This is a genomic window from Rhodopseudomonas sp. (assembly GCF_013377015.1).
GTDB lineage: Bacteria > Pseudomonadota > Alphaproteobacteria > Rhizobiales > Xanthobacteraceae > JARJEH01.
On the sequence record NZ_JACABA010000001.1, the window covers coordinates 246,704 to 270,480 of the forward strand.

The 23,777-nt window shown below is 66.3% G+C and carries 23 protein-coding genes; 9 read left to right on the top strand and 14 right to left on the bottom strand.

What is annotated here, in order from left to right:
* Positions 1-277: 277 nt before the first annotated feature.
* The 7 genes from cckA to flgB all read right to left on the bottom strand — a co-directional run bounded on the left by cckA (position 278) and on the right by flgB (position 6,520).
* The gene (gene cckA / locus HXX15_RS01220) at positions 278-2,833 is read right to left on the bottom strand and encodes a cell cycle histidine kinase CckA (RefSeq protein WP_296511798.1); all 2,556 of its coding nucleotides are present in this window, start codon (positions 2,831-2,833) and stop codon (positions 278-280) included.
* Between the two features lie 152 nt (positions 2,834-2,985).
* Positions 2,986-4,062, bottom strand: a complete 1,077-nt coding sequence (gene flhB / locus HXX15_RS01225; protein ID WP_296511801.1) for a flagellar biosynthesis protein FlhB — start codon at positions 4,060-4,062, stop codon at positions 2,986-2,988.
* Between the two features lie 19 nt (positions 4,063-4,081).
* Positions 4,082-4,852 carry a flagellar biosynthetic protein FliR gene (gene fliR, locus HXX15_RS01230; RefSeq protein ID WP_296511802.1) on the bottom strand — a complete coding sequence of 257 codons (771 nt, stop codon included), beginning with the start codon at positions 4,850-4,852 and terminating at the stop codon, positions 4,082-4,084.
* 66 nt (positions 4,853-4,918) lie between these two features.
* Positions 4,919-5,182, bottom strand: coding sequence for a flagellar biosynthesis protein FliQ (gene fliQ, locus HXX15_RS01235; protein WP_296511804.1), 264 nt, complete (start codon positions 5,180-5,182; stop codon positions 4,919-4,921).
* A gap of 141 nt (positions 5,183-5,323) precedes the next feature.
* Complete coding sequence (gene fliE, locus HXX15_RS01240; protein ID WP_296511806.1) at positions 5,324-5,644, bottom strand: flagellar hook-basal body complex protein FliE; 321 nt, start codon at positions 5,642-5,644, stop codon at positions 5,324-5,326.
* A 16-nt stretch (positions 5,645-5,660) separates the two neighbouring features.
* Positions 5,661-6,086, bottom strand: coding sequence for a flagellar basal body rod protein FlgC (gene flgC / locus HXX15_RS01245; RefSeq protein WP_296511808.1), 426 nt, complete (start codon positions 6,084-6,086; stop codon positions 5,661-5,663).
* Between the two features lie 26 nt (positions 6,087-6,112).
* Complete coding sequence (gene flgB, locus HXX15_RS01250; RefSeq protein WP_296511810.1) at positions 6,113-6,520, bottom strand: flagellar basal body rod protein FlgB; 408 nt, start codon at positions 6,518-6,520, stop codon at positions 6,113-6,115.
* A 369-nt stretch (positions 6,521-6,889) separates the two neighbouring features.
* Between flgB and HXX15_RS01255 the strand changes: the two genes are divergently transcribed.
* The 3 genes from HXX15_RS01255 (at position 6,890) to HXX15_RS01265 (ending at position 9,010) form a co-directional block, all read left to right on the top strand.
* On the top strand, positions 6,890-7,873 hold the full coding sequence (locus HXX15_RS01255) for a flagellar biosynthetic protein FliO (RefSeq protein WP_296511812.1): 984 nt from the start codon (positions 6,890-6,892) through the stop codon (positions 7,871-7,873).
* Positions 7,870-8,631, top strand: coding sequence for a flagellar type III secretion system pore protein FliP (gene fliP / locus HXX15_RS01260; RefSeq protein ID WP_296511814.1), 762 nt, complete (start codon positions 7,870-7,872; stop codon positions 8,629-8,631). The genes HXX15_RS01255 and fliP overlap by 4 nt, the downstream gene beginning before the upstream one ends.
* A gap of 145 nt (positions 8,632-8,776) precedes the next feature.
* A complete protein-coding gene (locus tag HXX15_RS01265; protein ID WP_296511816.1) occupies positions 8,777-9,010 on the top strand; it encodes a hypothetical protein in 234 nt (77 codons plus the stop codon).
* A 40-nt stretch (positions 9,011-9,050) separates the two neighbouring features.
* Here HXX15_RS01265 and HXX15_RS01270 read toward each other — a convergent pair whose 3' ends face one another.
* Positions 9,051-12,971, bottom strand: a complete 3,921-nt coding sequence (locus tag HXX15_RS01270; protein WP_296511817.1) for a tetratricopeptide repeat protein — start codon at positions 12,969-12,971, stop codon at positions 9,051-9,053.
* 465 nt (positions 12,972-13,436) lie between these two features.
* Between HXX15_RS01270 and HXX15_RS01275 the strand changes: the two genes are divergently transcribed.
* On the top strand, positions 13,437-13,763 hold the full coding sequence (locus tag HXX15_RS01275) for a GrlR family regulatory protein (protein ID WP_296511819.1): 327 nt from the start codon (positions 13,437-13,439) through the stop codon (positions 13,761-13,763).
* Positions 13,764-13,817: 54 nt separating this feature from the next.
* Here HXX15_RS01275 and HXX15_RS01280 read toward each other — a convergent pair whose 3' ends face one another.
* From HXX15_RS01280 to fliL, 4 genes are read right to left on the bottom strand one after another with little or no spacing between them, the layout of a single operon-like run.
* Entirely contained in the window at positions 13,818-14,588 is a 771-nt protein-coding gene (locus tag HXX15_RS01280) for a flagellar protein FlbB (RefSeq protein ID WP_296511822.1), read from the bottom strand.
* On the bottom strand, positions 14,585-15,022 hold the full coding sequence (locus tag HXX15_RS01285; RefSeq protein WP_296511824.1) for a DUF6468 domain-containing protein: 438 nt from the start codon (positions 15,020-15,022) through the stop codon (positions 14,585-14,587). The genes HXX15_RS01280 and HXX15_RS01285 overlap by 4 nt, the downstream gene beginning before the upstream one ends.
* Positions 15,019-16,221 carry a flagellar motor switch protein FliM gene (fliM, locus tag HXX15_RS01290; protein WP_296511827.1) on the bottom strand — a complete coding sequence of 401 codons (1,203 nt, stop codon included), beginning with the start codon at positions 16,219-16,221 and terminating at the stop codon, positions 15,019-15,021. The genes HXX15_RS01285 and fliM overlap by 4 nt, the downstream gene beginning before the upstream one ends.
* A gap of 17 nt (positions 16,222-16,238) precedes the next feature.
* The gene (fliL, locus tag HXX15_RS01295; RefSeq protein ID WP_296511828.1) at positions 16,239-16,733 is read right to left on the bottom strand and encodes a flagellar basal body-associated protein FliL; all 495 of its coding nucleotides are present in this window, start codon (positions 16,731-16,733) and stop codon (positions 16,239-16,241) included.
* A 362-nt stretch (positions 16,734-17,095) separates the two neighbouring features.
* On the opposite strand from fliL, the gene flgF reads away from it, so the two are divergent.
* Genes flgF through flgH form a run of 4 tightly spaced genes read left to right on the top strand, consistent with a single transcriptional unit; the run spans position 17,096 to position 20,493 of the window.
* A complete protein-coding gene (flgF, locus tag HXX15_RS01300; RefSeq protein WP_296511829.1) occupies positions 17,096-17,857 on the top strand; it encodes a flagellar basal-body rod protein FlgF in 762 nt (253 codons plus the stop codon).
* A 13-nt stretch (positions 17,858-17,870) separates the two neighbouring features.
* Positions 17,871-18,659 (top strand): flagellar basal-body rod protein FlgG, encoded by a 789-nt coding sequence (flgG, locus tag HXX15_RS01305; protein WP_296511832.1) that lies wholly within the window; start codon positions 17,871-17,873, stop codon positions 18,657-18,659.
* Positions 18,660-18,670: 11 nt separating this feature from the next.
* On the top strand, positions 18,671-19,729 hold the full coding sequence (gene flgA, locus HXX15_RS01310; protein ID WP_296511834.1) for a flagellar basal body P-ring formation chaperone FlgA: 1,059 nt from the start codon (positions 18,671-18,673) through the stop codon (positions 19,727-19,729).
* Positions 19,730-19,734: 5 nt separating this feature from the next.
* Complete coding sequence (gene flgH / locus HXX15_RS01315; RefSeq protein WP_296511836.1) at positions 19,735-20,493, top strand: flagellar basal body L-ring protein FlgH; 759 nt, start codon at positions 19,735-19,737, stop codon at positions 20,491-20,493.
* 152 nt (positions 20,494-20,645) lie between these two features.
* Here the strand turns inward: flgH and HXX15_RS01320 are convergent, their stop codons facing one another.
* Entirely contained in the window at positions 20,646-20,903 is a 258-nt protein-coding gene (locus HXX15_RS01320) for a CopG family antitoxin (RefSeq protein ID WP_296511839.1), read from the bottom strand.
* A gap of 293 nt (positions 20,904-21,196) precedes the next feature.
* Positions 21,197-23,245 carry a DEAD/DEAH box helicase gene (locus HXX15_RS01325; RefSeq protein WP_296511842.1) on the bottom strand — a complete coding sequence of 683 codons (2,049 nt, stop codon included), beginning with the start codon at positions 23,243-23,245 and terminating at the stop codon, positions 21,197-21,199.
* 258 nt (positions 23,246-23,503) lie between these two features.
* Here HXX15_RS01325 and HXX15_RS01330 point away from each other — a divergent pair, with 258 nt between their 5' ends.
* Positions 23,504-23,755 carry a DUF3551 domain-containing protein gene (locus tag HXX15_RS01330; RefSeq protein ID WP_296511844.1) on the top strand — a complete coding sequence of 84 codons (252 nt, stop codon included), beginning with the start codon at positions 23,504-23,506 and terminating at the stop codon, positions 23,753-23,755.
* Positions 23,756-23,777 lie beyond the last annotated feature (22 nt).

A 23,777-nucleotide genomic window follows, 5' to 3' on the forward strand; every position in this document is an offset into this window, starting at 1 on the left:
CCCAAAAGTGAAGCCTGCATCACGTCTCGAGGCTGCGGCCCTCGGTCGCGGGCGGGCTGAGCGGACCGGGGCTCCCATCCTGAGAGCCTGGCCGAAAACACAATTTTGAAACATCAGGGGTTGTTTTGTCATTGCGAGCCGAGGCCAGCGCGACGCGCTGGCCGAAAGCGAAGCAATCCAGGCGCTTCGCGTGCTGCCCTGGATTGCTTCGCCGCAAGAGCTCCTCGCAATGACGAACTTGGGCGCCAGATCTGCGACGGCCATTTTCGGCAGCGACTCAGCCCGGCGCCATCGTCTCCTTGACCTTGGCGACCAGCGCGCTGAGGGCGAACGGCTTGGCCAGGAAGGCGAACTGCTCGTTCTCGGGCAGGCTCTTTTCGAACGCGTCCTCCGCATAGCCCGACACGAAGATGATCTTGAGGTCGGGATTCTTGCCGCGCATCGCCTTCAGCAGCGTCGGGCCGTCCATTTCCGGCATCACCACGTCGGACACCACCAGATCGACCGCGCCTTGTCGCTCCTCCAGCGCTTCCAGTGCCTCGATGCCATTGGAGGCCTCGATCACGCTGTAGCCGCGCGAGCGCAGGCCGCGCGCGTTCAGCGAGCGCAGGCCCTCCTCGTCCTCGACCAGCAGGATCGTGCCCTGCCCGGTCAGATCCGCCGCGCGTTGCCGGGTCTCGACCGGCTGTTCGGGCAATGCGCTGCTCGCTGCGGCCCCCGGCTGCGCATCGCTGCTGGCGTCGTGGCGCGGCAGGAAGATATGAAACGTGGTGCCCTTGTCGGCTTCGGAATCGACATAGACGAAACCGCCGGTCTGCTTGACGATGCCGTAGACCGTCGACAGTCCGAGCCCGGTGCCCTTGCCGACCTCCTTGGTCGAAAAGAACGGCTCGAAGATCTTGTCGACGATGTCGGCCGGAATGCCGGTGCCGGTATCGCTGACGTCGATCCGCACGTAATCGGCCGCCGGCATGCCCTTGTGCGACAATTGCGCGGCTTCCTGCGCCGTGACGTTGGCGGTGCGAATCGTCAGCCGGCCGCCGTCCGGCATCGCGTCGCGGGCGTTGACCGCGAGATTGACGATTACCTGCTCGAATTGCGAGACGTCGGCCTTGACCCGCCACAGGTCGCGGCCGTGCTGCATTTCCAGCGTCACCTTCTCGCCGATCAGTCGCTTCAGCAGCCGGTCGATATCGGTCAGCGCCTCGCCGAGATCGAGCACCTGCGGCCGCAAGGTTTGTTTGCGCGAGAACGCCAGCAGCTGCCGCACCAGTGTCGCGGCGCGGGTGGCGTTCTGCTTGATCTGCATGATGTCCTGGAACGACGGATCGGTCGGCTTGTGGGCGTTCAGCAGGAAGTCGTTGGCCATCATGATGGCGGACAGCACGTTGTTGAAATCATGCGCGATGCCGCCGGCAAGCTGGCCGATGGTGTCCATCTTTTGCGCCTGATTGACCTGGTTCTCCAGCACCCGCCGCTCGGTGGTCTCCAGCATGTAGACGATCGCCACCTCGGCATCGGCTTCGTCGTCCAGCACCGCGGTGACGAAGAACTGGCCCCAGCGCTCGCGTGCGCCTTCCAGCATCGCCTCTACCGGCGCGATGTCGCCCTGCCCTTCGGCGGCGCGCGCGATCGCACTGACCAGCAGATGGCGGTCGCGGTCGTTGACCGCGGCGAGGATCGACTTGTTGACGGCGGGATTGAGGCTCTGCGCCAGCTTGGCGAAGCGGGCGTTGGCGAGCACCACCGCGCCGGCCTTGTCGACGGTGGCGATCGCCATCGGGGTGTGATCGAAGAACCGCATGAACCGCACTTCGGCGGCGCGCTGCGGATCGAGCCGTTCGTCGCGTGCGCGGCTGATCACTAGCGTGCGCGACGCGCCGGGCGCGCCGTCGGCGCCGAATGCCAGCTTGTGATAGAGCCGCGCCGGCATCGTCTTGCCGCCGCGCATCTTGAGGTCGACGTCGAACACCTCGGTCTTGACCTCGCCCGGCTCCGGCACGATCGAGGCCAGCAAGGCGGCGCCGTCGCCCGACACGATGTCGCCGAGCTTGAGCCCGCCGGAACCGATCTCGGCGAGGTCGTGGTCGAGCCAGGTCGCCAGCGTGGCGTTGACGTAGACCAGATTGCCGGCGGCATCGACCGAGAAGAAACCGCAAGGCGCGTGATCGAGATATTCGATCGCGTGCTGCAATTCCTGGAACACGTCTTCCTGGCGTTCGCGGTCGCGGGTGATGTCGGCCAGCGACCATACGGAATATTTCGACTCGCGCTTGCTCGCGCCGAGCGGGCGCACCCGCATCCGCAGCCAGCGACCGTGGACGCCGTCGGTCGCCGCGACGCGGACTTCCTCCTGCTGGCGCTTGCCCTCGCGCGCCGCCTTCAACAGCCGAAACACCGCCTCGGAGACGTCGGGATTGCCGATGAAGACCCGCTCCACCGGCCGCACCTCCTGGACCGTGGCGGCCCCGGTCAGCGCCAGATAGGCATGGTTGGCATAGATCACATGGCCGCGGGAATCGGTCACCGCCAGCCCGTCGAAGGCATGATCGGCGATCGGGCGCATGATCGGGTCGTCGGCGACCCGGTCGGCGAAGCGGACGATGCCGGCCGCGAAGGCGAACAGCATGAACAGCCCGACCATCGCCAATAACGCCAGCAAGCCGAGGATATAGGGCTGCGCCTCGGCCCGGCCGAGCGTCATCAGCGCCACCGCCGCGGCGATGATGGCGCCTGCGACCAGCAGCACCAGCACGATGCTGCCGCTGCGCCGCGGCGGCTCCGGGTTGGCGATCAGGGCGTCAGGCGGGATCTGATGGTCGTTGGTGGTCATGAAACCGAGCACATTCCCTTACCGCAGGCGCAGCGCCCACCGCCCCCTGAGTGCCTGAATCGGAGCCGCCAGCCAAGCAGATCATGCGGTCAGGAGCCCGATCCGCCTGTATTCGCGCGCCGCCTGGACTGAAACCAGCCCCAGCAGCCGCCTCACGTCCGCCGGCCCGACAGCCCGCGCTTCAGTCCCATCACGTAGCCGATGATCTCGGCGACCGCCTGATAGTGCTCGACCGGAATTTCGGCGTCGACCTCGACGGTGGCGTAGAGCGAGCGCGCCAGCGGCACGTTCTCGACGATCGGAATGTCGTGTTCCTTGGCGACCTCCCGGATCTTCAGCGCGATCGCGTCCTGGCCCTTGGCGACGCAGATCGGCGCCGGCATGCCGCGCTCGTATTTCAGCGCCACCGAGAAGTGGGTCGGGTTGGTGATGATCACCGAGGCCTTCGGCACCTCCGCCATCATCCGCTTGCGCATCCGCTCGTGCCGCAATTGCCGCAGCCGGCCCTTGATGTGCGGGTCGCCTTCGGACTGTTTGTATTCTTCCTTGATTTCCTGCAGCGACATCTTCTGCTTCTCGTACCAGGCACGGTACTGGAAGAAGAAATCGGCGATCGCCACGAAGGCCAGCATCGCCACCACCGCGGTCATCAGCTTCAGCGTCAGCGCAATGGTCACGCCCATGATGGCGGCGACGTCGAACCGCACCATGGCATCGAGTCGGTGTCGTTCCGGATACAGCACCGCCACCATCACCACGCCGAGCGCCACGACCTTGAAGATGCCCTTGAGGAAGTTCGCCCCCGCCTGCTTGCCGAACAACCGCTTGGCGCCGGCCATCGGCGAGATCTTGCTGAATTTCGGGATCAGCGATTCCGCCGAGAACACCAGCCGGTGCTGCACCAGATTGCTACCGATCGCCACCAGCATCAGCATCAAGAGCGGCACCCCGAGCGCGGAAATCATGGTGACGAGCAGGCTTTGCGTCAGCGCCATCAGCCCCGGGCCGTCGGTCCGGATCATCCATGAATTCGCGATCAGATTGCGCATCGGCATCTCGATGCCGGTACCGATCGAGCCGCCGAACGACGACAGCACCAGCGTGGCGCCGGCGATCAGGAACCAGGTGTTGACCTCCTGGCTCTTGGCGACGTCGCCGCGCTGCAGCGCGTCGTCGAGCTTTTTTTGCGTAGGGTCCTGTGTTTTCTCTGAGGCGTCGTCGTCGGACATCGTTCAGGCTTTCGCAAAATCAGGTGCGCGGCATCAGATCGTGCATCACGCCGATGAAGTAGTCGAGGAAAGTACCCATCATGGTCGCCAGCACGGCGGCCAGGATCACGAAGCCGATCATGATCGACAGCGGCACGCCGACGAAATACACCTGCATCTGCGGCATCAGCCGCGCCAGCACGCCGAGCCCGATGTTGAACACCAGCCCGAACACCAGGAACGGCGCGGCGAGCTGCATCCCGATCTTGAACGCGGCGGCGAAGGCGCGGGTGGCGAGGGCTGCGATATCGCCGCTCTGCATCAACTCGCCCGGCGAGAAGATCTTGTAGCTGTCGTCGAGCGCGGCGATCACCAGATGGTGGGTGTCGGTGGCGAACAGCAGCGTGATGCCGAGGATGGTGAGGAAGTTGCCGATCAGCAGGCCCTGCTGGCCCTGGGTCGGATCGACCGCGGTGACGAAGCCGAGCCCGAGTTGCTGGGCGATGATCGAGCCCGCCACCTGCAGCGCCGACAGCGTCACCCGCGCGGTGGCGCCGAGCACGACGCCGATGACGATTTCCTGCAGCATCAGCACCAACAGCGGCGTCAGCGAGCTCATGTCGACCTGATAGGCGGTGCGGTGCAGCGGCAGGATGATCAGCGTCAGCGCCAGCGCGATCGACAGCTTGACCCGGACCGGAATGTTGACCTCGCCGAGACCGGGCATCAACATCACCATCGCGCCGATGCGGGCGAACACCAGCATGAAGGCGGCGGCGAGCGCCGGCAGAAACGAGACGTCGATGCGCATGGCATTCCCTGCGCTGCCGCGGATTCAGGCGATGCGGGCGCGGATTCGGATCGACCGGATCATGCGCTAACCCCCGATGATTCGCGACGAGATCCGCATCATATGACTGTGCAGCGCATCGGCCATGAACGGCAGAGCGAGCACCAAAGTGACGAAGATCGCGATAATTTTCGGCACGAACACCAGGGTCTGCTCCTGGATCTGGGTCAGCGCCTGCACCAGCGAGACCACGACGCCGACCACCAGGCCGACCACCATCAGCGGCGACGACACCACCACGATGGTCCAGATCGCATCGCGGGCGACGTCGAGAGTTTCAGCGCCTGTCATTGCAATATTCCTTCGAGCTTTCGCCCTGTGTTGCCCCTCATGGTGAGGAGCGCGCCCTCGGCGCGCGTCTCGAACCATGAGGATGTTCGTCCCTCATCCTTCGAGACGCGGCCTGGCGGCCGCTCCTCAGGATGAGGTTCATCAGATCGGCATCTTCATGATGTCCTCGTAGGACTGGATCACCCGGTCGCGCACCGACACCAGCGTCGACACCGCGACGTCGGTTTCCGCCACCGCGGTGACCACGTCCATCACGTTGGACTTGCCCGACGCCATCGCCATGGTCTGGGCGTCGGATTTGCGGCCGGCGTCGAGCACGCTGCCGACCGCGTTCTTCAACACGTCGCCGAACGACGGCCCGCCGCCGCCGCCGAGGGATTTGCCGGCGGCGCCGGCGCCACCCGCGTCGGTGAGACGGGCGAGGCTCGCATAGGCGTTGGCGGCTGTGATCGGTGAAGCCATGGCTCAGATGTCCTTCTCAGGCCTTGAGGATGTCGAGAGTGCGCTGGATCATCCGGCGCGTCGCGCTGATGATGTTGAGGTTCGCCTCGTAGGATCGCTGCGCGTCGCGCATGTCGGTCATTTCGATCAGCGGATTGACGTTGGGGTATTTGACGTTGCCGGCGGCGTCGGCCGCCGGGTTGCTCGGCTCGTATTTGACGCGGAAATCCGAGGTGTCCGGCTTGACCCGGCCGAGCGACACGGTCTTCGCGTCCAGCGCGCGGTCCAGCGTCGAGGTGAAGGTCGGCACCTTGCGCCGGTACGGATCGCCGCCCGCCGTCTGCGCGGTGGAATCGGCATTGGCGATGTTTTCCGAGATCACCCGCATCCGCCCGGCCTGCGCGCGCAGGCCGGAGGTGGCGATCCCCATCGACCTGGCGAAATCTCCGCGGTCGTCTGCCATCACTCTGTCTCCCGGCTTCGATTACGTCAGCGTTTCCCGATCGCGGTCTTCAGCAGACCGAGACTGCGGGTGTAGAGCGAGGTCGCGGCCGCGTAGTCCATCTGATTGGCCGAGACCTTCAGCATCTCGTCCTCCAGATTGACCGCGTTGCCGGCCGGCCGGGTCTGGAATCCGGCCTTGCGATCCTGTGCGAAACTGTCCGGCGCCCCCGACGCCGCCATATGGCTGACGGCGGTACGCATCATCGGCAGCGTCCCCATGCCGCCGCCGGCGATATTGCCGGTGGAATCGAATTTCGGTTCCACCAGATCGCGCGGCTTGAAGTTCGGCGTGTCGGAATTGGAGATGTTCTCGGCCAGCACGCGCTGGCGCTCCTGATGCCATTGCATCTTGGTGCGCAGCGCCGACAGAATCGGAAGATCGTTGATGGGCATCGGCCTGTCTCCACCCCGGCGCCACGCTGCTGCGTTGGCTGAGGTAGGCAGAATTTGCCGCCCTTATGGTTAACGACGAGTTAAGACCCGCCGCCCCGGGGCGGCGCCGATGCGATTCCGGGCTCATTTTCGCCTCGGATCGGTGCATTAACCCTCCAAGGTATTGAGCAAAGGGTTTCAGAAGTTGTTTTGGTCCCTTTGATTCGTGCGCTATTAAGAGATCACACGGCAGTTTTTACCGGGAATTATTAAGACAAGGGGCGGACCGCGCAGCGTTCCGGTTGGTTGTATCCTTTGCGAAGCGCCTTCGGCGTTTCCGGGACCACGCATCCAGAACCATGAACGAGGCGCCATTTGCCGGGGACAAGCATGACGACACCGCTGACTTTCTTTTTCGCATTTCTGGCCGTGCTGGCGTTGATCGGCCTGGTAGCCTGGCTGGTGCGTCGTTTCGCCGGCAACCGGCTCGGCACCAACGCCAATCGCGGCCGGATGCCGCGGCTGGCGGTGATCGACGCCGCCGCGGTCGACGGCAGGCGGCGGCTGGTGCTGGTGCGCCGCGACAATGTCGAACACCTGTTGATGATCGGCGGGCCAACCGACATCGTGGTGGAGCCCAATATCGTCCGCGCCAACCCGGTCCGCGAACAGATGCCGCAGCGCCCGACCGCGCTGGAAGCCGGCAATTGGGACGGCGACGGCCAGGCCGAACATCAAGAGCCGCAGTTGCCGGATTTGCCGCCGCGGCCGCCGCGCCCGGCCTTCGCCGAGGAGGTCCGCCGCCCGGCGCCGCCGATCCCGGAACGACGCAATCCCGATCACATGCCGGGTATCATGCTGGACACGATCAGCCGTCCGGAGCCTCGGCCCGAACCCCGGATGGAGCCGCGGCCCGAACCTCGGATGGAGCCGCGCGAGCCGCGGCCCGAGCTGCCGCCGCGCAGCCAGCCCCGCGCCGAACCTGCGATGCCGCCGATGCCGCGGCCGCCGCGTCCGGCCGAGCCACCGAAGGCGCCGCCGATCCGCACCGAACGCGCCGCGCCACCGCCGGCTCCACCGCAGCCACCGGCCCAGAGCATCTCGGCCGCCGACCAGAATCTGGCCGACATGGCCAATCGTCTGGAGGCCGCGTTGCGGCGCCCGGCCGGTGAGGCCCGGCCCGAACCTATCGAACCGCGCGTCGGCGCGCCGCCGGTCGTGCCCGAGCCGCCGCCGAGCCGCCCGGCCGCTCGCGCCGAAGCGCGACAGGAGCCGTCGATGGCGGCGCCGGTGTCGTCGTCGCCGAAGTCCGGATTCGAGAACCTTGAAGACGAGATGGCGTCGCTGCTGGGGCGTCCGAAGACCCCTTCGTGAGACCGCCGTCCGTCCCGCGTAGAGTTGTTTTTTTCCTTCTCGCCCTGATCGCCGCCGTAACGCTCGCCGTTCCGGCGCTGGCGCAGGACATCAGTATCAATCTCGGCGGCGCGGGCGGCGGCGGGGTCACGGAGCGCGCGATCCAGATGATCGCGCTGCTGACGGTGCTGGCGATCGCGCCGTCGATCCTGATCATGATGACGTCGTTCACCCGGATCGTGGTGGTGCTGTCGCTGCTGCGCACCGCGCTCGGTACCGCGACCGCGCCGCCGAATTCGGTGATCGTCGCGCTGGCGATGTTTCTCACCGCCTTCGTGATGGGGCCGGTGCTGCAGAAATCCTATGACGACGGCATCAAGCCGCTGGTCGCCAACCAGATCAGCGTCGAGGACGCGCTGGTGCGCGCCGCGGTGCCGCTGCGCGGTTTCATGCAGAAGAACGTCCGCGAAAAAGACCTGAAACTGTTCATGGACCTGTCCGGCGAAGCGCCGCCGGCCACGCCCGAGGATATGTCGCTGCGGATTCTGGTGCCTGCCTTCATGATCTCCGAACTGAAGCGCGCGTTCGAGATCGGCTTCCTGCTGTTCCTGCCGTTCCTGATCATCGACCTCGTGGTCGCCTCGGTCTTGATGTCGATGGGCATGATGATGCTGCCGCCAGTGGTGGTGTCGCTACCGTTCAAGCTGATCTTCTTCGTGCTGGTCGACGGCTGGTCGCTGGTCGCGGGCAGTCTGGTGCAGAGCTACGGCGGCGGGTAGCAACCGGTCACGGTCTCCAGCCTGAGCCCCGGATGCGGTGCGCCGCGCTGCGGGCAACGCCGGGGACTGATCCGGATCAATGCAATCCTGCGCGGAAAGCGGTAGTTGGGTGCCCTGCTGGGTGATCGATAGCAGGAGCACGCCCATGGACAATCAACTTTTCGCCGGACACGAGAAGCGCTTGATGGCGGTCACGGCCATTGCGGTTGAGGCCAACGCCCTGGTGTACGACCACGGATCCGAAGAAGTGCTTTCGACCGATGATCCAGACGCCAGCCGCAAGGTGTTCGCCGCTGCGTTCCAGGCTTGGGCCGACGGCAAGATCGGCGGCACCGCCGAAGAAATCTTCGCGGCGGTTCAGGAAGTCCTCGAGGCGTAGTCGCCGGCCGGGCGCGGCCGCGCAATCGCCCTGATGGCGCCTACCGCGCCGCCTCGACTGATTTCACCCCCACGATCGCTGGCAGCGACCCGGTGGTCTCGCGGTCGGCGCCCGGGATGATCGCCTTGGCGCTGGCGTCCGGGAACCGCTGCCTCATCTCGCGCAGGAAGCCGTCGAGCGTGTCGACGCTCGCCGCCATCTTGGCGATCGCGCCGAATTCTGAACTGTTGCCGGAGCTCGGCATGCTGGCGGTGTCGAGCGCGGTGCGATCGGCGGCGTCGGTCATTAGCGGCGCGAACTTCTCGCGGAACCGCGCCGACCCCAGCGCATCTTCGGCCAGCGCGTAGCCGACCGCGGCGCGGATCACATCGCCCTTTTCGGCCGCGGTCAGCGGCCGGAAGTCGCGCCAGCGCTCGCCGAGATAGAGTTCGATCTGTTCGGAGGCCTCGCGCCAACGCCGCGACGCCCAGTAGATGTCAGAGCGCAGCCGGATCGCCTCGCGGCCACCGCTGTTGGCAATGATGTCGAGCGCCAGATCGTGGCGGCCGATGTCGCTCTGCGCGCGGGCTTCGAGCAGCAGCCGCTGCTGCCGGACCTCGCCGGCGAGATCGGAAATCCGCGTCGTGCGCAACGCCGCGATGGCGCGGTCGGGCTTGCGGTTCATCAGATAGATCATCGCCAGCTTGGCGGCGACCCCGGCACGCGCCGCGCCCTCGAGCCGCTTGTCGACCTGGTATTGCAACAATTCGCTGGCCTGATCGAGCAGGTCGACCGCCACCAGCCGGTCCGCCAGCCTGCGGATCATCTCGTCGCCGCGGCGCCCGACCGGCGTCAGCTCGCGGAATTCGTAGAACGTCGCCAGCGCCTCGATCGGCGGCAGGTCGTCGCCCTTGGTGCCGAGGAACAGTTTGGCGAACAGCGCGCGGGAGTCGTCCTGGGCGTCGCGCGCGGCATCCGAATTCGGCAGCAGCTCGGTCGCGGTCCGCGCCGCGGCCAGCGATTCGCGGTAGCGGCCGAGATCGGCATAGAACCGCGACAGCATTTGCTGGACTTTGACTTCCTGCTCGTCGCCGCGCCAGGTCACCGCCAACCGCTCCAGTTCCGGCAGCAAATCGGTGGCGCTGATCTCGTCGCGCTTCTGCTTCAGGATCAGTTCGCGCAGCGTGGCTTCGCTGGCCGCCTGACGGTCGGGCGATACGATCGCGTTGTGGTATTTGATCAACGCTTCCTGATCTCGTCCCAGCGCTTCATCCAGCCTGCCGCGCATCAGCGTCATCATCGGCGTCATCGCCGGCGGCACCCCGACAAGGTCGAGATCCCTGCTCCTGGCCGCAGCGCCGGAATAGTCCTTGACCTCCAGCGAGGCGCGCATCGCGGTGGCGATCAGCACGCGCTGCATGTCCAGCGGCAGCGCCGTGATGGCGAACTCAACGCTCTTGAATTTCTCCCGCGCCTCGGCCCATTTGCCCTGCTGCGCGATCGCGAACGCCTTCCACAGCTGCGCGTCGTAGCCCGATGCAATCGCCGGATTGGTGATGTCCTTCAGCGTCTGCGCCGGGCGCCCCATCAGCGCGCTGGCCGCGGCATGTCCGATCATCGCCGCCGGATCTTCCTGACCGACCTTGGTGTCGGACAGTGCCAGATCGAGCACGCCCTTGGCTTCCTGGTACATCCCCCGCGCCATGTAGAAGCGCGCCAGATCGAGCCGCGCCGGCAACCGCTCGCCGCCGCCGGCCTGCGACGCGGCGTCGACCAGCGCGCGGAGCCGATCGATGAACGAGCCTTCCTGATCCTTGCTCCACTGATTGACGTCGAAGAACGGCCGCGTCAGCCCCGCGCCGCGTTGCGCGCCGGCATCGCCCGATGACAGCGTCAGACCGCCGGGCCGACTCAGCATCACCACGTCGGCGCCGGCCTCGATCTTGACGTCGTCGGCATTGCGCTGGACCACCAGCCCATGGATCGATTCCAGCAGCGCGAATTCGACAAAATCCTGGCGCTTGATGAAGCCGCGTGGCGGCGGCAGCGCGGTGATCACCTGCAGCGCGTCGCCGGCTTCCGGATCGACCAGCGCATGAACCTTGCCGGCCCCGGCCAGCGCCACCGAGACGCTGGCACGCGCCGGGTCGGAAATGTTGCGGACCGCCGTCAATGGCGCCGACGGCGCCTGACCGGAATCCGCCAGGATCACCGACCAGCTGCGGCCGGAGCCGGAATCGTCATCGCGTAGTGCCGCCAGTTGGGGGCGATTGAGCCGGATCCGGATCGCCTGTCCGGTCGGCAGCGCGACCTTGCTGACATCGCCGATCGCAGTGCCGCCTTCGCGCCGGATCGCCTCCAGATCGAACGGCGCGTTGCTGTCCAGCACCAGCCAGATGTTCTCGGCGCGGCGAAACAGCGCCGCGGGAGTCGGGGCTGCGAAGCCAAAGGTCAGGCGCAAGCCGTCGGCGCTGCGCCGCGCCTCCACCGGCGTGGCCGGACCGCTGGGTTCGGGCGCCGCGACCGGCTTCGTCGGCGCGGCGGTGGTTTCGGGTTGCTTCACGGCGGCGATCGGCGCCATCGGCATCGCCTGTTCCGAAGGCCCGGCGCTGGCAGCCTCCGCGGATTTGTCGGCATTGGGGCCGGCCGGCGCCGGCGCCATCGGCTTCGGAGCGGGCGCCGCGGCAGGCATCGCGTCGGCTCCGGCGGTCGCGAGTTTGCTCGCACTCGGGCCGGCAGGCGCCGGCAGCACCGCCTTGGGACCGGCCATCGCCGGCTTCATCGGCGCAGGACCGACCGCCGCGGAGGTGATCGCCGAGGGCCCGGCCGGCGCCGGCTTCACCTCCGGCTTGACGTCGGGCGCGGCGCTCATCTTCGCTTCAGCCTTGGCGTCGCGGACGGCCTCGCCGTGTGCGGCCTTCGCCTGCGTCGGCTTGGCCGGCTGAGCCTTCCGTGCAACCGACTCCGGGGTCGGAGGCCGGATCGGATCGGCGCCATGTGCGGCGGCCGCGGTGGCCGGCTTATCGTGGCCGGCTGCGTCATGGCCCGCTGCGGGCTTGTCGTGCTCGGCGGCGGGTTTGTCGTGACCCGCGGCGGGTGGAAGCACCAGACCAGCCGGACCGATCTTCGCCAGCGACGACCCTTCCGGCTGCGGAAAACCGATATCGACGACGAAGTTCTTGTCCTCGCGAAACGAGTGAACGTCGACACTGCCGATCAGCGCCACCTCCACGGTCGAAGTGGGACCTTCGACTTTCTGGCTGATCGAGCCGATATTCGGCGGCATCGCCAGCTTGGCGTCGGCCAGGTCGAAGTTCAGCGCGGCGTTGAACAGGATCGCCAGTTTCTGTTCGCCCAACGTCGAGGACACCGCGACGTCGTCGGGCGTCTCGAACACGTAGCGCACGAAAGTCGGCTGCACCGAGGTTCGGACCCGGATCGGCGGCCGCTTCTTGAGATCAGCGCTCGCCCGCTGCAGGCGCAGCGCACGTTCCGCGACGCGCGCGCGCTCGGACAATTCGCGGACCACGTCCTGCGGCAGCCCGGGCGGCGCCCCGGTCCAGCTCTCGGGCAACAGATCGACGAACAGTCGTTCGCCGGCCGCCATCGCGTTAACGGTGACCTTGCGCGCCAGCGCCAACCGGATCGCCGAACCGTCGGGATCGCGCCGCGCCGAGCCGATGTAGTCGGGCGCGGAATCCGCAAGCTTCTCGACCGCGATATCGACCGGCCGCTTGAACCGGATCACCACGATCATGCCGGCGGTGGTCACGTCGGACTCGACATCTTCAGCAAGCCTGAGGGTCAGCCGGCCGTAGCCGCCGGAGGTCGCGAAACTGGCGTCACCCTTGACCGGTTGGGCGCGGCAGGACTCCGAAACCAGCACGACCGCGAGCAGGACGGCGAACGCCAGGCAGTATTGGGCGACGCGCGCGCAGGCGCGCGCTTGCGACCAAACTCCAGCGGCAGCCATCCGCGCCATCCGTCGTGTCTTTCGGTCAACGACCCTGCTGGTGACGATCCCGATCGGGCCACATGCCCCATCTGCTTCAAGTCTAGAATTCCGCCATTGAACGAGCTGTTAAATCGAATGCTCCGATGCGATCCGTTCAGCGTCACCCAAGCCCCGCGCGAGCGGCTGGGCGGCTCGATCACAGGGCGGCTCCAATAGGGCACAAAAGCCGTTAACGATCGTTTAACCATCAATCGAGAACCGGCGGCCGCGGTGCGCGCGATTGCCGGATGCCGTATCTGAAAACAGACGATCGGCGATAGCGCAGCAGGCATTATCGCTAAATTTGCAATCGCGGATCTAATAGAAAGCTGCGCCCCTGCGAATATAGCGCCGGTGTGACGTGTGACGTTGGCAGCCATTCAACCAAAGTCGAATGTCCCGACTGCAACAGTTGAGCAAAATTGCCACTTTCAATGCAGGATTGCGAAGCACATGCTTAAGGGATTGTACAAGGTCGAATTTGAGACGCCGCGGCGCAAGGCCGTCGGTGTGATCTTCGCCGATCACGGCCGCCTGCACGGCGGCAGTTCGGCGTTCGCCTATGTCGGCTCTTATCAGGTGCAGGGTGAAACCATCACCGGCGCAGTCACCAGCAAACGCCACACCAGCGATCCCAACCTGCCCTCGGTGTTCGGGTTCGATGAGGTTCGGGTCGAATTCCGGGGCTCGTCGATCGGCGATTTCGCTCAGTTCGAGGGCACCGCCGCGGAGATGCCGTCGCTGGGCTTCAAGGCGGTGCTGACGCGGATTTCGGGCTGACGCCAAGGCTCCAGGCCAAGGCTTGAGGGCAAAGGCGCAGCACCGAATCCGGCGCTAGCGATTGGGCTGCGCGGTCTTGCCTTCGATCTTCGGAAGGATTGCCGCGGCAACCGATTTGTCGCCACTGGCGCGGCGCGCCAATTCGACGGTCAGCCGTTCGGCGGCCTCCGGCGACATCAGCCCGAGAATGTCGGACATCTTGCGCGGCGCGATCTGCGAAGCGATCTCGAACAGCACCGGCATCTCCAGCCGGTCGAAGATCTTGGCCGCGTCTTTCGGCTTCATGCCCTCATACATGGTGATGATGCCCTTGAAGCGGGCGGCGTCGGCCTCGGACTTCTTTTCGGTCGCGGTGCCAATCCGGCCTTCGACCGCCTTGACCTCGTCGGCTTTCGATTCGATCCGCTTCTCCGCGGCCTTCAACAGGCTTTCCCGGATTTCGACCTCGCGCGCGCGCGCATCGAGTTCCTGTCGCCGCTCCTGCAGCCGCTCGAGGATGGCACGCTCGGACGCCGAGATCGGCGGCGGCGGCTCGGGCACGGGTTCGGCGGGCGGTGTCGCAGCCGGCGCGGCGACCGCGGGCTTTGGCTCCTCTTTCTTCGGCTCGCCATGCACCGATCCGGTAATGTCCGGATCCTGGTCCGGCTGCTTGCGTCCCGATGGAAAGTTGAAATTCTCGCCCGCCCACGACCGCTTGGTCGAGTTCGGCTGATAGTCGAACACGTAGCCGCCATCGATCACCAGGCCGGCGATCTTCAGCACCGCGAGGCCGGCGACCGCCACCACCACCACCGGGATCAGGCGGATATCGCGGAGCGCCTTCATGCCGCGATGCCGTTCTGTCGCCTGCGCTCGGCGAACGCCTGGGCGGCGGCGGCATTGGCCCTGGCGGCCGATACCGTCGGCTCGGCCGAAGGCTGTTCGGCGCTCGGCCGCGCCGCGACCGCGATCTTCGACAGCCGCCGCAGCACGTTGTCGCTTTCGGCGAGCTGCCGCTTCAGCTGGTCCGACAGCGCGGTGGCGGCGGCGATATCCTTGCCGAGGTTCTCGTTGACGTCGCGCACCGTGTGCTTCAGCCCGCCGATCGCGCGTTCGGCGATTTCGGTCACCGTGATCAGTTCGCCGATCGTCGCCTTCAGCGATTGCTCGTCGGCCTTCAGCCGCATCAGCCGCTTGTTGAGCAGCATGCAATAGCCGATCGTGAGCAGCAGCAGCACCGCGACCAGGCTCTCGATCACAATTCCAAAGGTGTGACTCATTGTGCCTCCATCAGCTTCGTTTGCTCGTCCGCCCGCTCGAACATCGCGAAGGTCGTCACCGGTTTGCGCAACGGTTTGGTGATCCGGATCGCGACCCGGTCGCCGACCCGGCCCATCCGGCCTTCGGTCAAGGTGACGTTGCCGCAGCGCACCGAGACCAGCGCGTCGGCGCGCATTTCCAGCGGCAAGGTATCGCCGACCTTGAGGCTCATCAGCTGCTTCAGCGGGATCTCGGCTTCGTACAGCACCGCATCGACCGACATCTGCGCCTGCCCGATCTCGGTGGCGAGATGGCCTTCCCAAACCGGGTCGCGGCCGAACTTCTCACCCATGAACATCTGCATCAGAACCGCGCGGATCGGTTCGATGGTGGCGTAGGGCAGCAGCAATTCGATATTGCCGCCGCGGTCTTCCATGTCGATGTGCAGCCGCACCAGGATCGCGGCGTTGGCCGGGCGGCTGATCGCGGCGAAGCGCGGATTGGTTTCCAGCCGGTCGATCGAGAACGCCACCGGCGACAGCGGCCGGAACGCTTGCTCGGCGTCAGCCAGCACCACCTGCAGCAGCCGCTTCACCAGATTGGTTTCGATCGTGGTGTAGGGACGACCCTCGATCCGCAGCGAGGCCTGGCCGCGGCGGCCGCCGAGCAGCACGTCGATCATCGAATAGATCAGCGCCGAATCCACCGTGGCGAGACCGAAATTCTGCCATTCCTCGGCCTTGAACACACACAGCACGGCCGGCAGCGGAATCGAATTCATGTAGTCGCCGAACCGCACCGAAGTGATGCGGTCGAGCGACACTTCGACGTTGTCCGAGGTGAAATTGCGCAGGCTCGTCGTCATCAACCGCACCAGGCGGTCGAACACGATTTCGAGCATCGGCAGACGCTCGTAGGACACCATCGCCGAGTCGATGATGGCGCGGATGCCGGAATTCTCGTCGAGATGGATTTCGCCGACGCTGAAACCGAGGAGGTTATCGATCTCCTCCTGCGACAGCACCCGCTCGCCGCCGTTCTTGCCACCGCCGGCATCGCGGCCGCCGTCCTCCACCATCGCGGCCCATTGCTCGGCCATCGTTCCGGTGAGTTCGTTTTCGGCAGCCGCCTTCGCGGCCTCCTCGGGGTCCTCCGACGCCATCGACGCTTCCCATTGGGCAGCGATGGCGTCCTGATCGAGTTGTTCCTGGCTGGCCATGGGCTAGATGCGTCCCGTCACTGAACCAGAACTTCCTTGAACAGCACCGCGGAGACCTGGTTCGGCGCGACCGCCAGATTGACCCGCTTGGTCAATTCCTCGCGCAGCCGGAACATCCCGACCGAGCCGTTGAGGTCGCCGGCGCGCAGTTCGCGCATATAAGTCTGGAACAGATCGGTGACGCGCGGCATCGACGGCTTGATCAGCTCGACCTGCTTCTCCTCCTTGACCTCGAGCACGATCTTGGCCTTGAGGTATTGCACCCGCTCGCCCGGCGTGCCGGCGAGGTTGACCATGATTTCCGGCACGTCGATGAAGTTCGGCGGCTTCACCGCTTCCTTGGCGGCCTCGGCGTGTTTGTCCTCGCCGTGCGAGCCCATCAGGAAGAACCAGCCGCCGCCGACCGCGAGCAGCAGCACCGCGCCACCGATGATCATAATGAGCTTCTTCTTGCTCTTCGGCGCTTCGGCGCCGTCGGCCGCGCCCTCTTCCTTCTTGTCGTCGTCCGCCATCGACCGCCCGCCCGGTTATTTTGGGAAGATCTCGATGCCGCAGGCAGGCCGTGACGCAATACAAAATGCCGCCAGCGCCCAAGGCCCTGATGTGCCGACGCTAGGTTGCAATGGTTAATGGAACCTTTCTTTCCGCCGCCAACTAGGAAAATTCTGCCGGTCGGTATGGTCAACAAGACCTTATTGCCGCCTGCCCGACCTCTCTCAAAACACCTAACCCATTGCTAAAACTGCGCATTTCATGTTGGCACGGGGTTCGCTTAGTTGAATGCGAGCCGCAGCTTGGGAGAGCGTCGCGGCTCACCACGATCCGCGGTCGGCCTGGGAGGGCCAAGCGCGGTTCATTAAGGGGAGAACCACCGATGGAGAATATGCTTCTCGTCGGATTGTCACGGCAGATGGTGCTCGAACGACAGATGGATGTCGTCGCGAACAACGTCGCCAACGTCAACACCAACGGCTACAAGGCCGACAAGTCGCTGTTCCAGGAATTCCTCACCAGCGGCGCCCATGAGGACAATTTCGCGCCCCTCGATCGCCGCGTCAGTTTCGTCCAGGACCGCGCTACCTATCACGATTTCTCCTCCGGCCCGACCGAGCAGACCAAGAACCCGCTCGATGTCGCGATCGACGGCTCCGCCTTCCTGGTGGTGCAGACCGCCGCAGGCGAGCGCTACACCCGCGACGGCGCACTTTCGATCAACGCCCAGGGCCAGTTGGTCAACGCCAGCGGCAACCCGGTGCTCGGCACCGGCGGGCCGATCGTGTTCCAGCCCGGCGACAAGAGCATCAACATCGCCGCCGACGGCGGCGTCAGCGTGTTGGAAGGCGCCAACAAGGTCGACTCGTTGCGCGGCAAACTGCGGCTGGTCTCCTTCGCCAATCCGCAGAGCCTGAAGAAGGAAGGCAACAATTTGTATTCCGCCGGCGCCGGCGCCGGGCAGCCCGATGCCACCGCGCGGGTGCATCAGGGCTTCATCGAAAAATCCAACGTCAATTCGGTGGCCGAGATGAGCCGGATGATCGAGGTCACCCGCACCTACACCCAGATCTCCGCGATGTTGCAGAACCAGAGCGATCTGCGGAAATCCGCGCTCGAAAAACTCGCCGACGTTCCGGCTTAAGGGAAACTAGTCCATGCGCGCTCTTTACACCGCGGCGACCGGGATGGCGGCCCAGGAACTCAACGTCCAGGTGATCTCCAACAACATCGCCAACATGCGCACCACCGGCTACAAGAAGCAGCGGGCGGCGTTCCAGGATCTGATCTACGATCATGTCCGCAGGGTCGGCGCGCAGGCCTCGGACCAGGGCACCATCGTGCCGGTCGGCGTCGATATCGGCGGCGGCGTCAAGACCGTCGGCACGCCGCGGCTGATGACCCAGGGCACGCTGTCGAACACCGGCAACGACCTCGACATCGCGATCCGCGGCGAGGGCTTCTTCAAGATCCAGATGCCGGACGGCACCTTCACCTATACCCGCGACGGTTCGTTCACCACCGACGCCACCGGGCGCATCGTCACCTCGGCCGGCAACCCGGTCCAGCCGACCATCACCATTCCGCAGGCGGCGTCCGGTCTCACCATCAACGCGCAGGGCCAGGTCACGGTGACGGTGCCGGGATCGACCACGCCGACGCTGCTCGGCCAGATCGGCCTGACCCGCTTCATCAACAAGACCGGGCTGCAGCCGATCGGCGACAACCTGTTCACCGAGACCCCGGCCTCCGGCGCGCCGCAGGACGGCGTCGCCAATGCCGACGGCTTCGGCGACATGCAGCAGCAGAATCTCGAACAGGCCAACGTCGAGGTGGTCTCCGAAATCTCCGACCTGATCGCGGCGCAGCGCGCCTACGAGATGAACGCCAAGGTGGTCAGCGCCGCCGACCAGATGCTGCAATCCACCTCCAACATGTTCCGCTGAGGGAGCTGATCATGGTTCGCTCGCTGCTGATCGCCACCGCCCTGCTCGCCGGCCTCTCCGCCGCCGCCGCGCAGACCGACCAACCCGACGCCGTGCTGATGGGACCGGTGCTGCGCGCCAATGTGACGGTCTCCGACGACCTGGTGCGGATCGGCGACGTGATCGACAATGCCGGGGCAGCGGCGCAGATCGCGATCTACCGGGCGCCCGATCTCGGCACCACCGGCTCGCTGCCGACCGCCAGCGTGCTGTCGGCATTGCGCGCCCACAAGGTGATCGGGGTCGATACCCGCGAGCTGCGCGAAATTTCGGTGACCCGGCTGGCGCGGACGCTGCCAAGCAAGGAGATCGAGCAACAGGTCGCGAACGCGCTGGCGCACCAGAACGGTCTGGGCGACGCCGAAAATCTGCTGCTGACCTTCGACCGCGACGTCCAGACCCTGCAACTCGATTCCGCCAACACCGGCGCGATGCAGCCGGCCGCGGTCAAGTTCCAGCTACGCAGCGGCCGGTTCGACGTGACCTTCGAGATCGCCGGCGAACCCGGCACGGTGCCTGCTCGGCTGCGCTACACCGGCACAGCGGTGGAAACCGTCGAAGCCGCGGTGCTGGCGCGCGGCGTCGAGCGCAATGAAGTCATCAAGGCCTCCGACGTGGTGGTCGAGCGGCGGCCGAAGGCCGAGGTCGGCAACGATGCCGCCAGCCGCGACAGCGCGGTCGGCATGCAGGCGCGGCGGCAGCTGCGCGCCGGCGCCGCGGTGCGGGTCGCCGATCTCGCCAAGCCCGATCTGGTGTCGCGCGACCAGAGCGTGACGCTGACCTATCAGGCGGTCGGGCTGTATCTCACCGTCCGCGGCAAGGCACTGGAAGCCGGCACCGAGGGCGATGTCGTCAACGTGCTCAACCTGCAATCCAAGCGCACCGTCAGCGGCATCGTGGTCGGCCGCGGCCAGGTCGCCGTCGCCGTCGCGGCGCCGCAGCTGGTCGCCGGCGTCGCCCCGCCCGCCGCCGTTCCCACCGCCCCCGCCGAGCCCGACACCACCGCGTCCGTGTCTCCGAAAGCCGAGTAATGTTCATGTCGAAGTCAGTTCAGATCAATCGCCTCGTCCTGCTCGCCGCGTTGCTGGCGACGGCGGGCCTCGCCGGCGGCTGCTCGTCGATCGACCGATTGTCGGCGATCGGCGAAAAGCCGGCGCTGGCGGCGATCGAGAACCCGACCACGCAGCCCGGCTACAAGCCGGTGCAGATGCCGATGCCGAAGCCGGAGACCGCATCCTACAACGCCAACTCGCTGTGGCGGAACGGCTCGCGGGCGTTCTTCAAGGATCAGCGCGCCGCGCGGGTCGGCGACATTCTCACCGTGACCGTCAACATCACCGACAAGGCCAACATCGCCAACGAGACCCAGCGCAGCCGCACCAACAAGGAAGATTCCGGCATCACCGATTTCGCCGGCTCCAAGCTGATGGGCACCCAGGCCGCCAAGGTGCTGCCGGGGCGGCTGCTGACTGCGGATTCAAGCTCGAGCAGCGACGGCAAGGGCTCGGTGCAGCGCCAGGAAGCGTTGCAGACCAACGTCGCCGCGGTGGTGACGCAGTTGCTGCCGAACGGCAATCTGGTGGTCGAGGGCAAGCAGGAGATCAGGGTCAATTTCGAAATCCGCGAACTGATCGTCGCCGGCATTGTCCGGCCGGAGGACATCCAGAGCGACAACACCATCGATAGCAGCAAGATCGCCCAGGCCCGCATCGCCTATGGCGGCCGCGGCCAGATCACCGACATCCAGCAGCCGCGCTACGGCCAGCAGGTGATGGACGTGCTGCTGCCGTTCTGATCCGACATTCCCTTCGCCGCGGCTCCCGACGCGGCGAAGACGAGCTCCCACATCGAACCGCGAACCTAGGCGCGGCAAGATGTTCCGACGCGGCCTCCGTCAGCTCCCCTGACGGAGGCCGTGGTCGTGTTTGGGGGCGCGGAACGACGCGCCTATCGGGGTTCCCGTTGCAGCGCGCGTTCCAGCGCCATGAGGATGAAGCGCTGATAGGGCACACCGAGCCGCTTAGCCTTCTGCTGCACCGCTTTCAGGAGTTGCTCAGGCAAACGCAGATTGACCGATTTGTCCTTCGGCTTCATCTCGATCCGCATCGGCAGCAGACCGGAGAGATCGTAGTCGGCGAGATCGGCAGCGGCGACGAACGCTTTCGCTTCGGCGTCACTCTTCAGTTTTGGCAATTTCTTTTTCATCGTGAGCAACCTCTGCGGTCGGCCAATCGATGCGCTGCGCGTACAACTTGCTGGTCATTCCGGGGCTCGAGCGCATTTGCGCGAGCGAACCCGGAATCTTGCGCCAGGTGATGTCGCCAGTCGTGTGGAGCGAGATTCCGGGCTCGCGCGCAGCTTCGCTGCTCGCGCCCCGGAATGACGGATTCAACCTAACGCGTCGACTGAGACGCAGGAGTAAGCGTCAGGGTCGCGCACATTCGCTTCGCTGCCTATGCATTCTATCGGCGTTGGCCGGCGCGTTCAATCGCCGCCGCTCAGCCGCGGTTCTTCTTCTTGGCCTTGTTCTTCTTCGAGGCGTTGGCGTAGTCGCGCGGCTTCTCGTCACGCGGCGGCTTGACGAAGTCGGGCCGGGTCTGGAACGGCTTGTCGTAATGCGGCTTGGCCTTGCGCGCCGCGTCGCCATCGGCGCGCGGCTTGAAGCCCGCCGGCTTGTCGCCGCCCTTGAAGTCGAACGGCTTGGGGCGCGGGCGCTCGGCGCGCGGCTCATAGCCCTCCGGCTTGCGATGCAATTTCGCCGCTTCCGGCGGTGCGTCGTCGAAACCGGCGCCGCTGGCGGAGACGGTGAGCGCGTCGCGGCGCGGCGCAGGCTTCTCGAACCGCGGCTCGGCCGCCGACGGCTCGCCCATCGGCTCGATCCGGATGTTGTCTTCCTTGTCGGGGCGGCGCACCAGCGCGGCGAAACTGTCGGCGGCACTGGCTGCGATCTCGAATTCGGTAGTGGTGTCGAGAATCCGGATTGAGCCGATCTCGTGCTTGTCGATACCACCGCGGCGACAGATCATCGGCAACAGCCAGCGCGCTTCGGCGTTCTTCTTGCGGCCGATCGCGGCGCGGAACCAGACGCTGCCGCCCTCCATGCCGTGCTTGCCCGGCTTGGCCTTGTGCGAACGCGGCGGCTCGTCGCGCGAGCGCGGCTCGTGCGCCCTCCCCTCGCCGCGCGGTGCGCGCGCGCCCTTGGCCGGGGCGCGGTCGTCGCGCGAGCGGCCGCGGTCGGCGGCGTCGAGAATGTCTTCCGGCGACGGCAGCCTGGCGCGATACAGCCGCGCCAGCGCCACCGCGATGTCTTCGGCCGAGCGTTCCGCGAGAAGCGTCCGCGCCAGCACCAGATCGTCCTCGGTCGCAGCTTCCGCGAACAGCGCGTCGCCGAGCATGCGCTGCTGATCGAGCGCCTTGATCTCGTCGGCGCCGGGCGCCACGCCCCAGACCGCCTCGATCCCGGCCAGTTGCAGCAGCAATTCGGCGCGGCGCTTGCGCGCCGGCGGCACCAGCAACACGCTGACGCCCTTGCGCCCGGCGCGGCCGGTGCGGCCGGAGCGATGCTGCATCACCTCGGCGTCGTTCGGCAGGTCGGCGTGGATGACGAGATCGAGATTCGGCAGGTCGATGCCGCGCGCCGCAACGTCGGTGGCGACGCAGACCCGGGCGCGACCGTCGCGCAGCGATTGCAGCGCCATGGTGCGCTCGTTCTGGGTCAGTTCGCCGGACAGCGCCACCACCGAGAAGCCGCGCTCCAGCAGCGAGGTCTGCAGATGCTTCACCGCATTGCGGGTGTTGCAGAACACAATAGTGCTGGGGGATTCGAAGAACCGCAGCACGTTGACCACGGCGTGTTCGCCGTCGCTCGGCGCGATCCTTATCGCGCGATATTCGATATCGGCGTGGCCGCCCTCGGTGCCGGCGACTTCGACGCGAAACGCCTGGCTCTGATACTGCTTGGCCAGCGCCACGATGCCGCGCGGCAGCGTCGCCGAGAACAACAGCGTTCGGCGGGTCGCCGGCGTGGTCTTGAGGATGAACTCCATGTCCTCGCGAAAGCCGAGATCGAGCATCTCGTCGGCTTCATCGAGCACGACCGCTTTCAACTCGGAGACATCGAGCCGGCCGCGACGGAGATGGTCACACAGCCGCCCCGGCGTGCCGACCACGATATGAGCGCCGGCCTGCAGCTCGCGCATTTCGGCGCGCGGATCCATGCCGCCGACGCAGGAGACCACGCGGGCACCCGCGTACTGATACAGCCACGCCAGCTCGCGGTGCACCTGCAGCGCCAGTTCGCGGGTCGGCGCCACGACCAGCGCCAGCGGCGCGGCGGCGCGCTCGAAGCGCTCGGCGCCGTCGAGCAGATTGTCGGCAATGGCGAGCCCATAGGCGACGGTCTTGCCGGAGCCGGTCTGCGCCGACACCAGCAGATCGCGGCCAGCGGCGGCTGGTGCCAGCACCGCTGTCTGCACCGGGGTCGGGTCATTGTAGTTGCGCTCCGCCAGGGCTCGGGCGAGCGGCGGGCTGGTGGTGAGGAATGTCACGAGTTTGGCCTTGGCTGGCGCGTTGCGCCTGAACGGGAAAGGGCCTCGGCCGATCGGCCGAAGTCGCGCGTCGGAACGGCGCGCAGCCGCCTGAAGCGGCGGAATGATGAGATTGTGCCTGCTTTAGGCCAGAACCGCGCCAAACGCCATCATTGATCGCGCCGGCCACGCCTGTGCACGCCGCGGCCCGCCACGCCGCCGCCGCAAATTGGAACAAAAGCTGTTCCTTGGGGTTTTTTGCTCCAAAGGAGAGCTGATATGATCAAGGCAAGCGCCGCATGGCTTGCGTTAGGGGCGATCTTCGCTGTCGCCGGCCCGGGTCCGGCTTCCGCGCGCGACTACCCCTATTGCCTGCAGGGCCATGAATGGGGGTATCCGGGAAACTGCCAGTTCACCAGCTATGAGCAGTGCATGGCCACAGCCTCGGGCACGCTCGCCGGATGCGGCATCAATCCCCGTATGGCCTACGACACGCCGCCGGAGCCGCGGCGGCGTCACCGTCGGCATTGATCGAGGACACGCGACCGGGCGG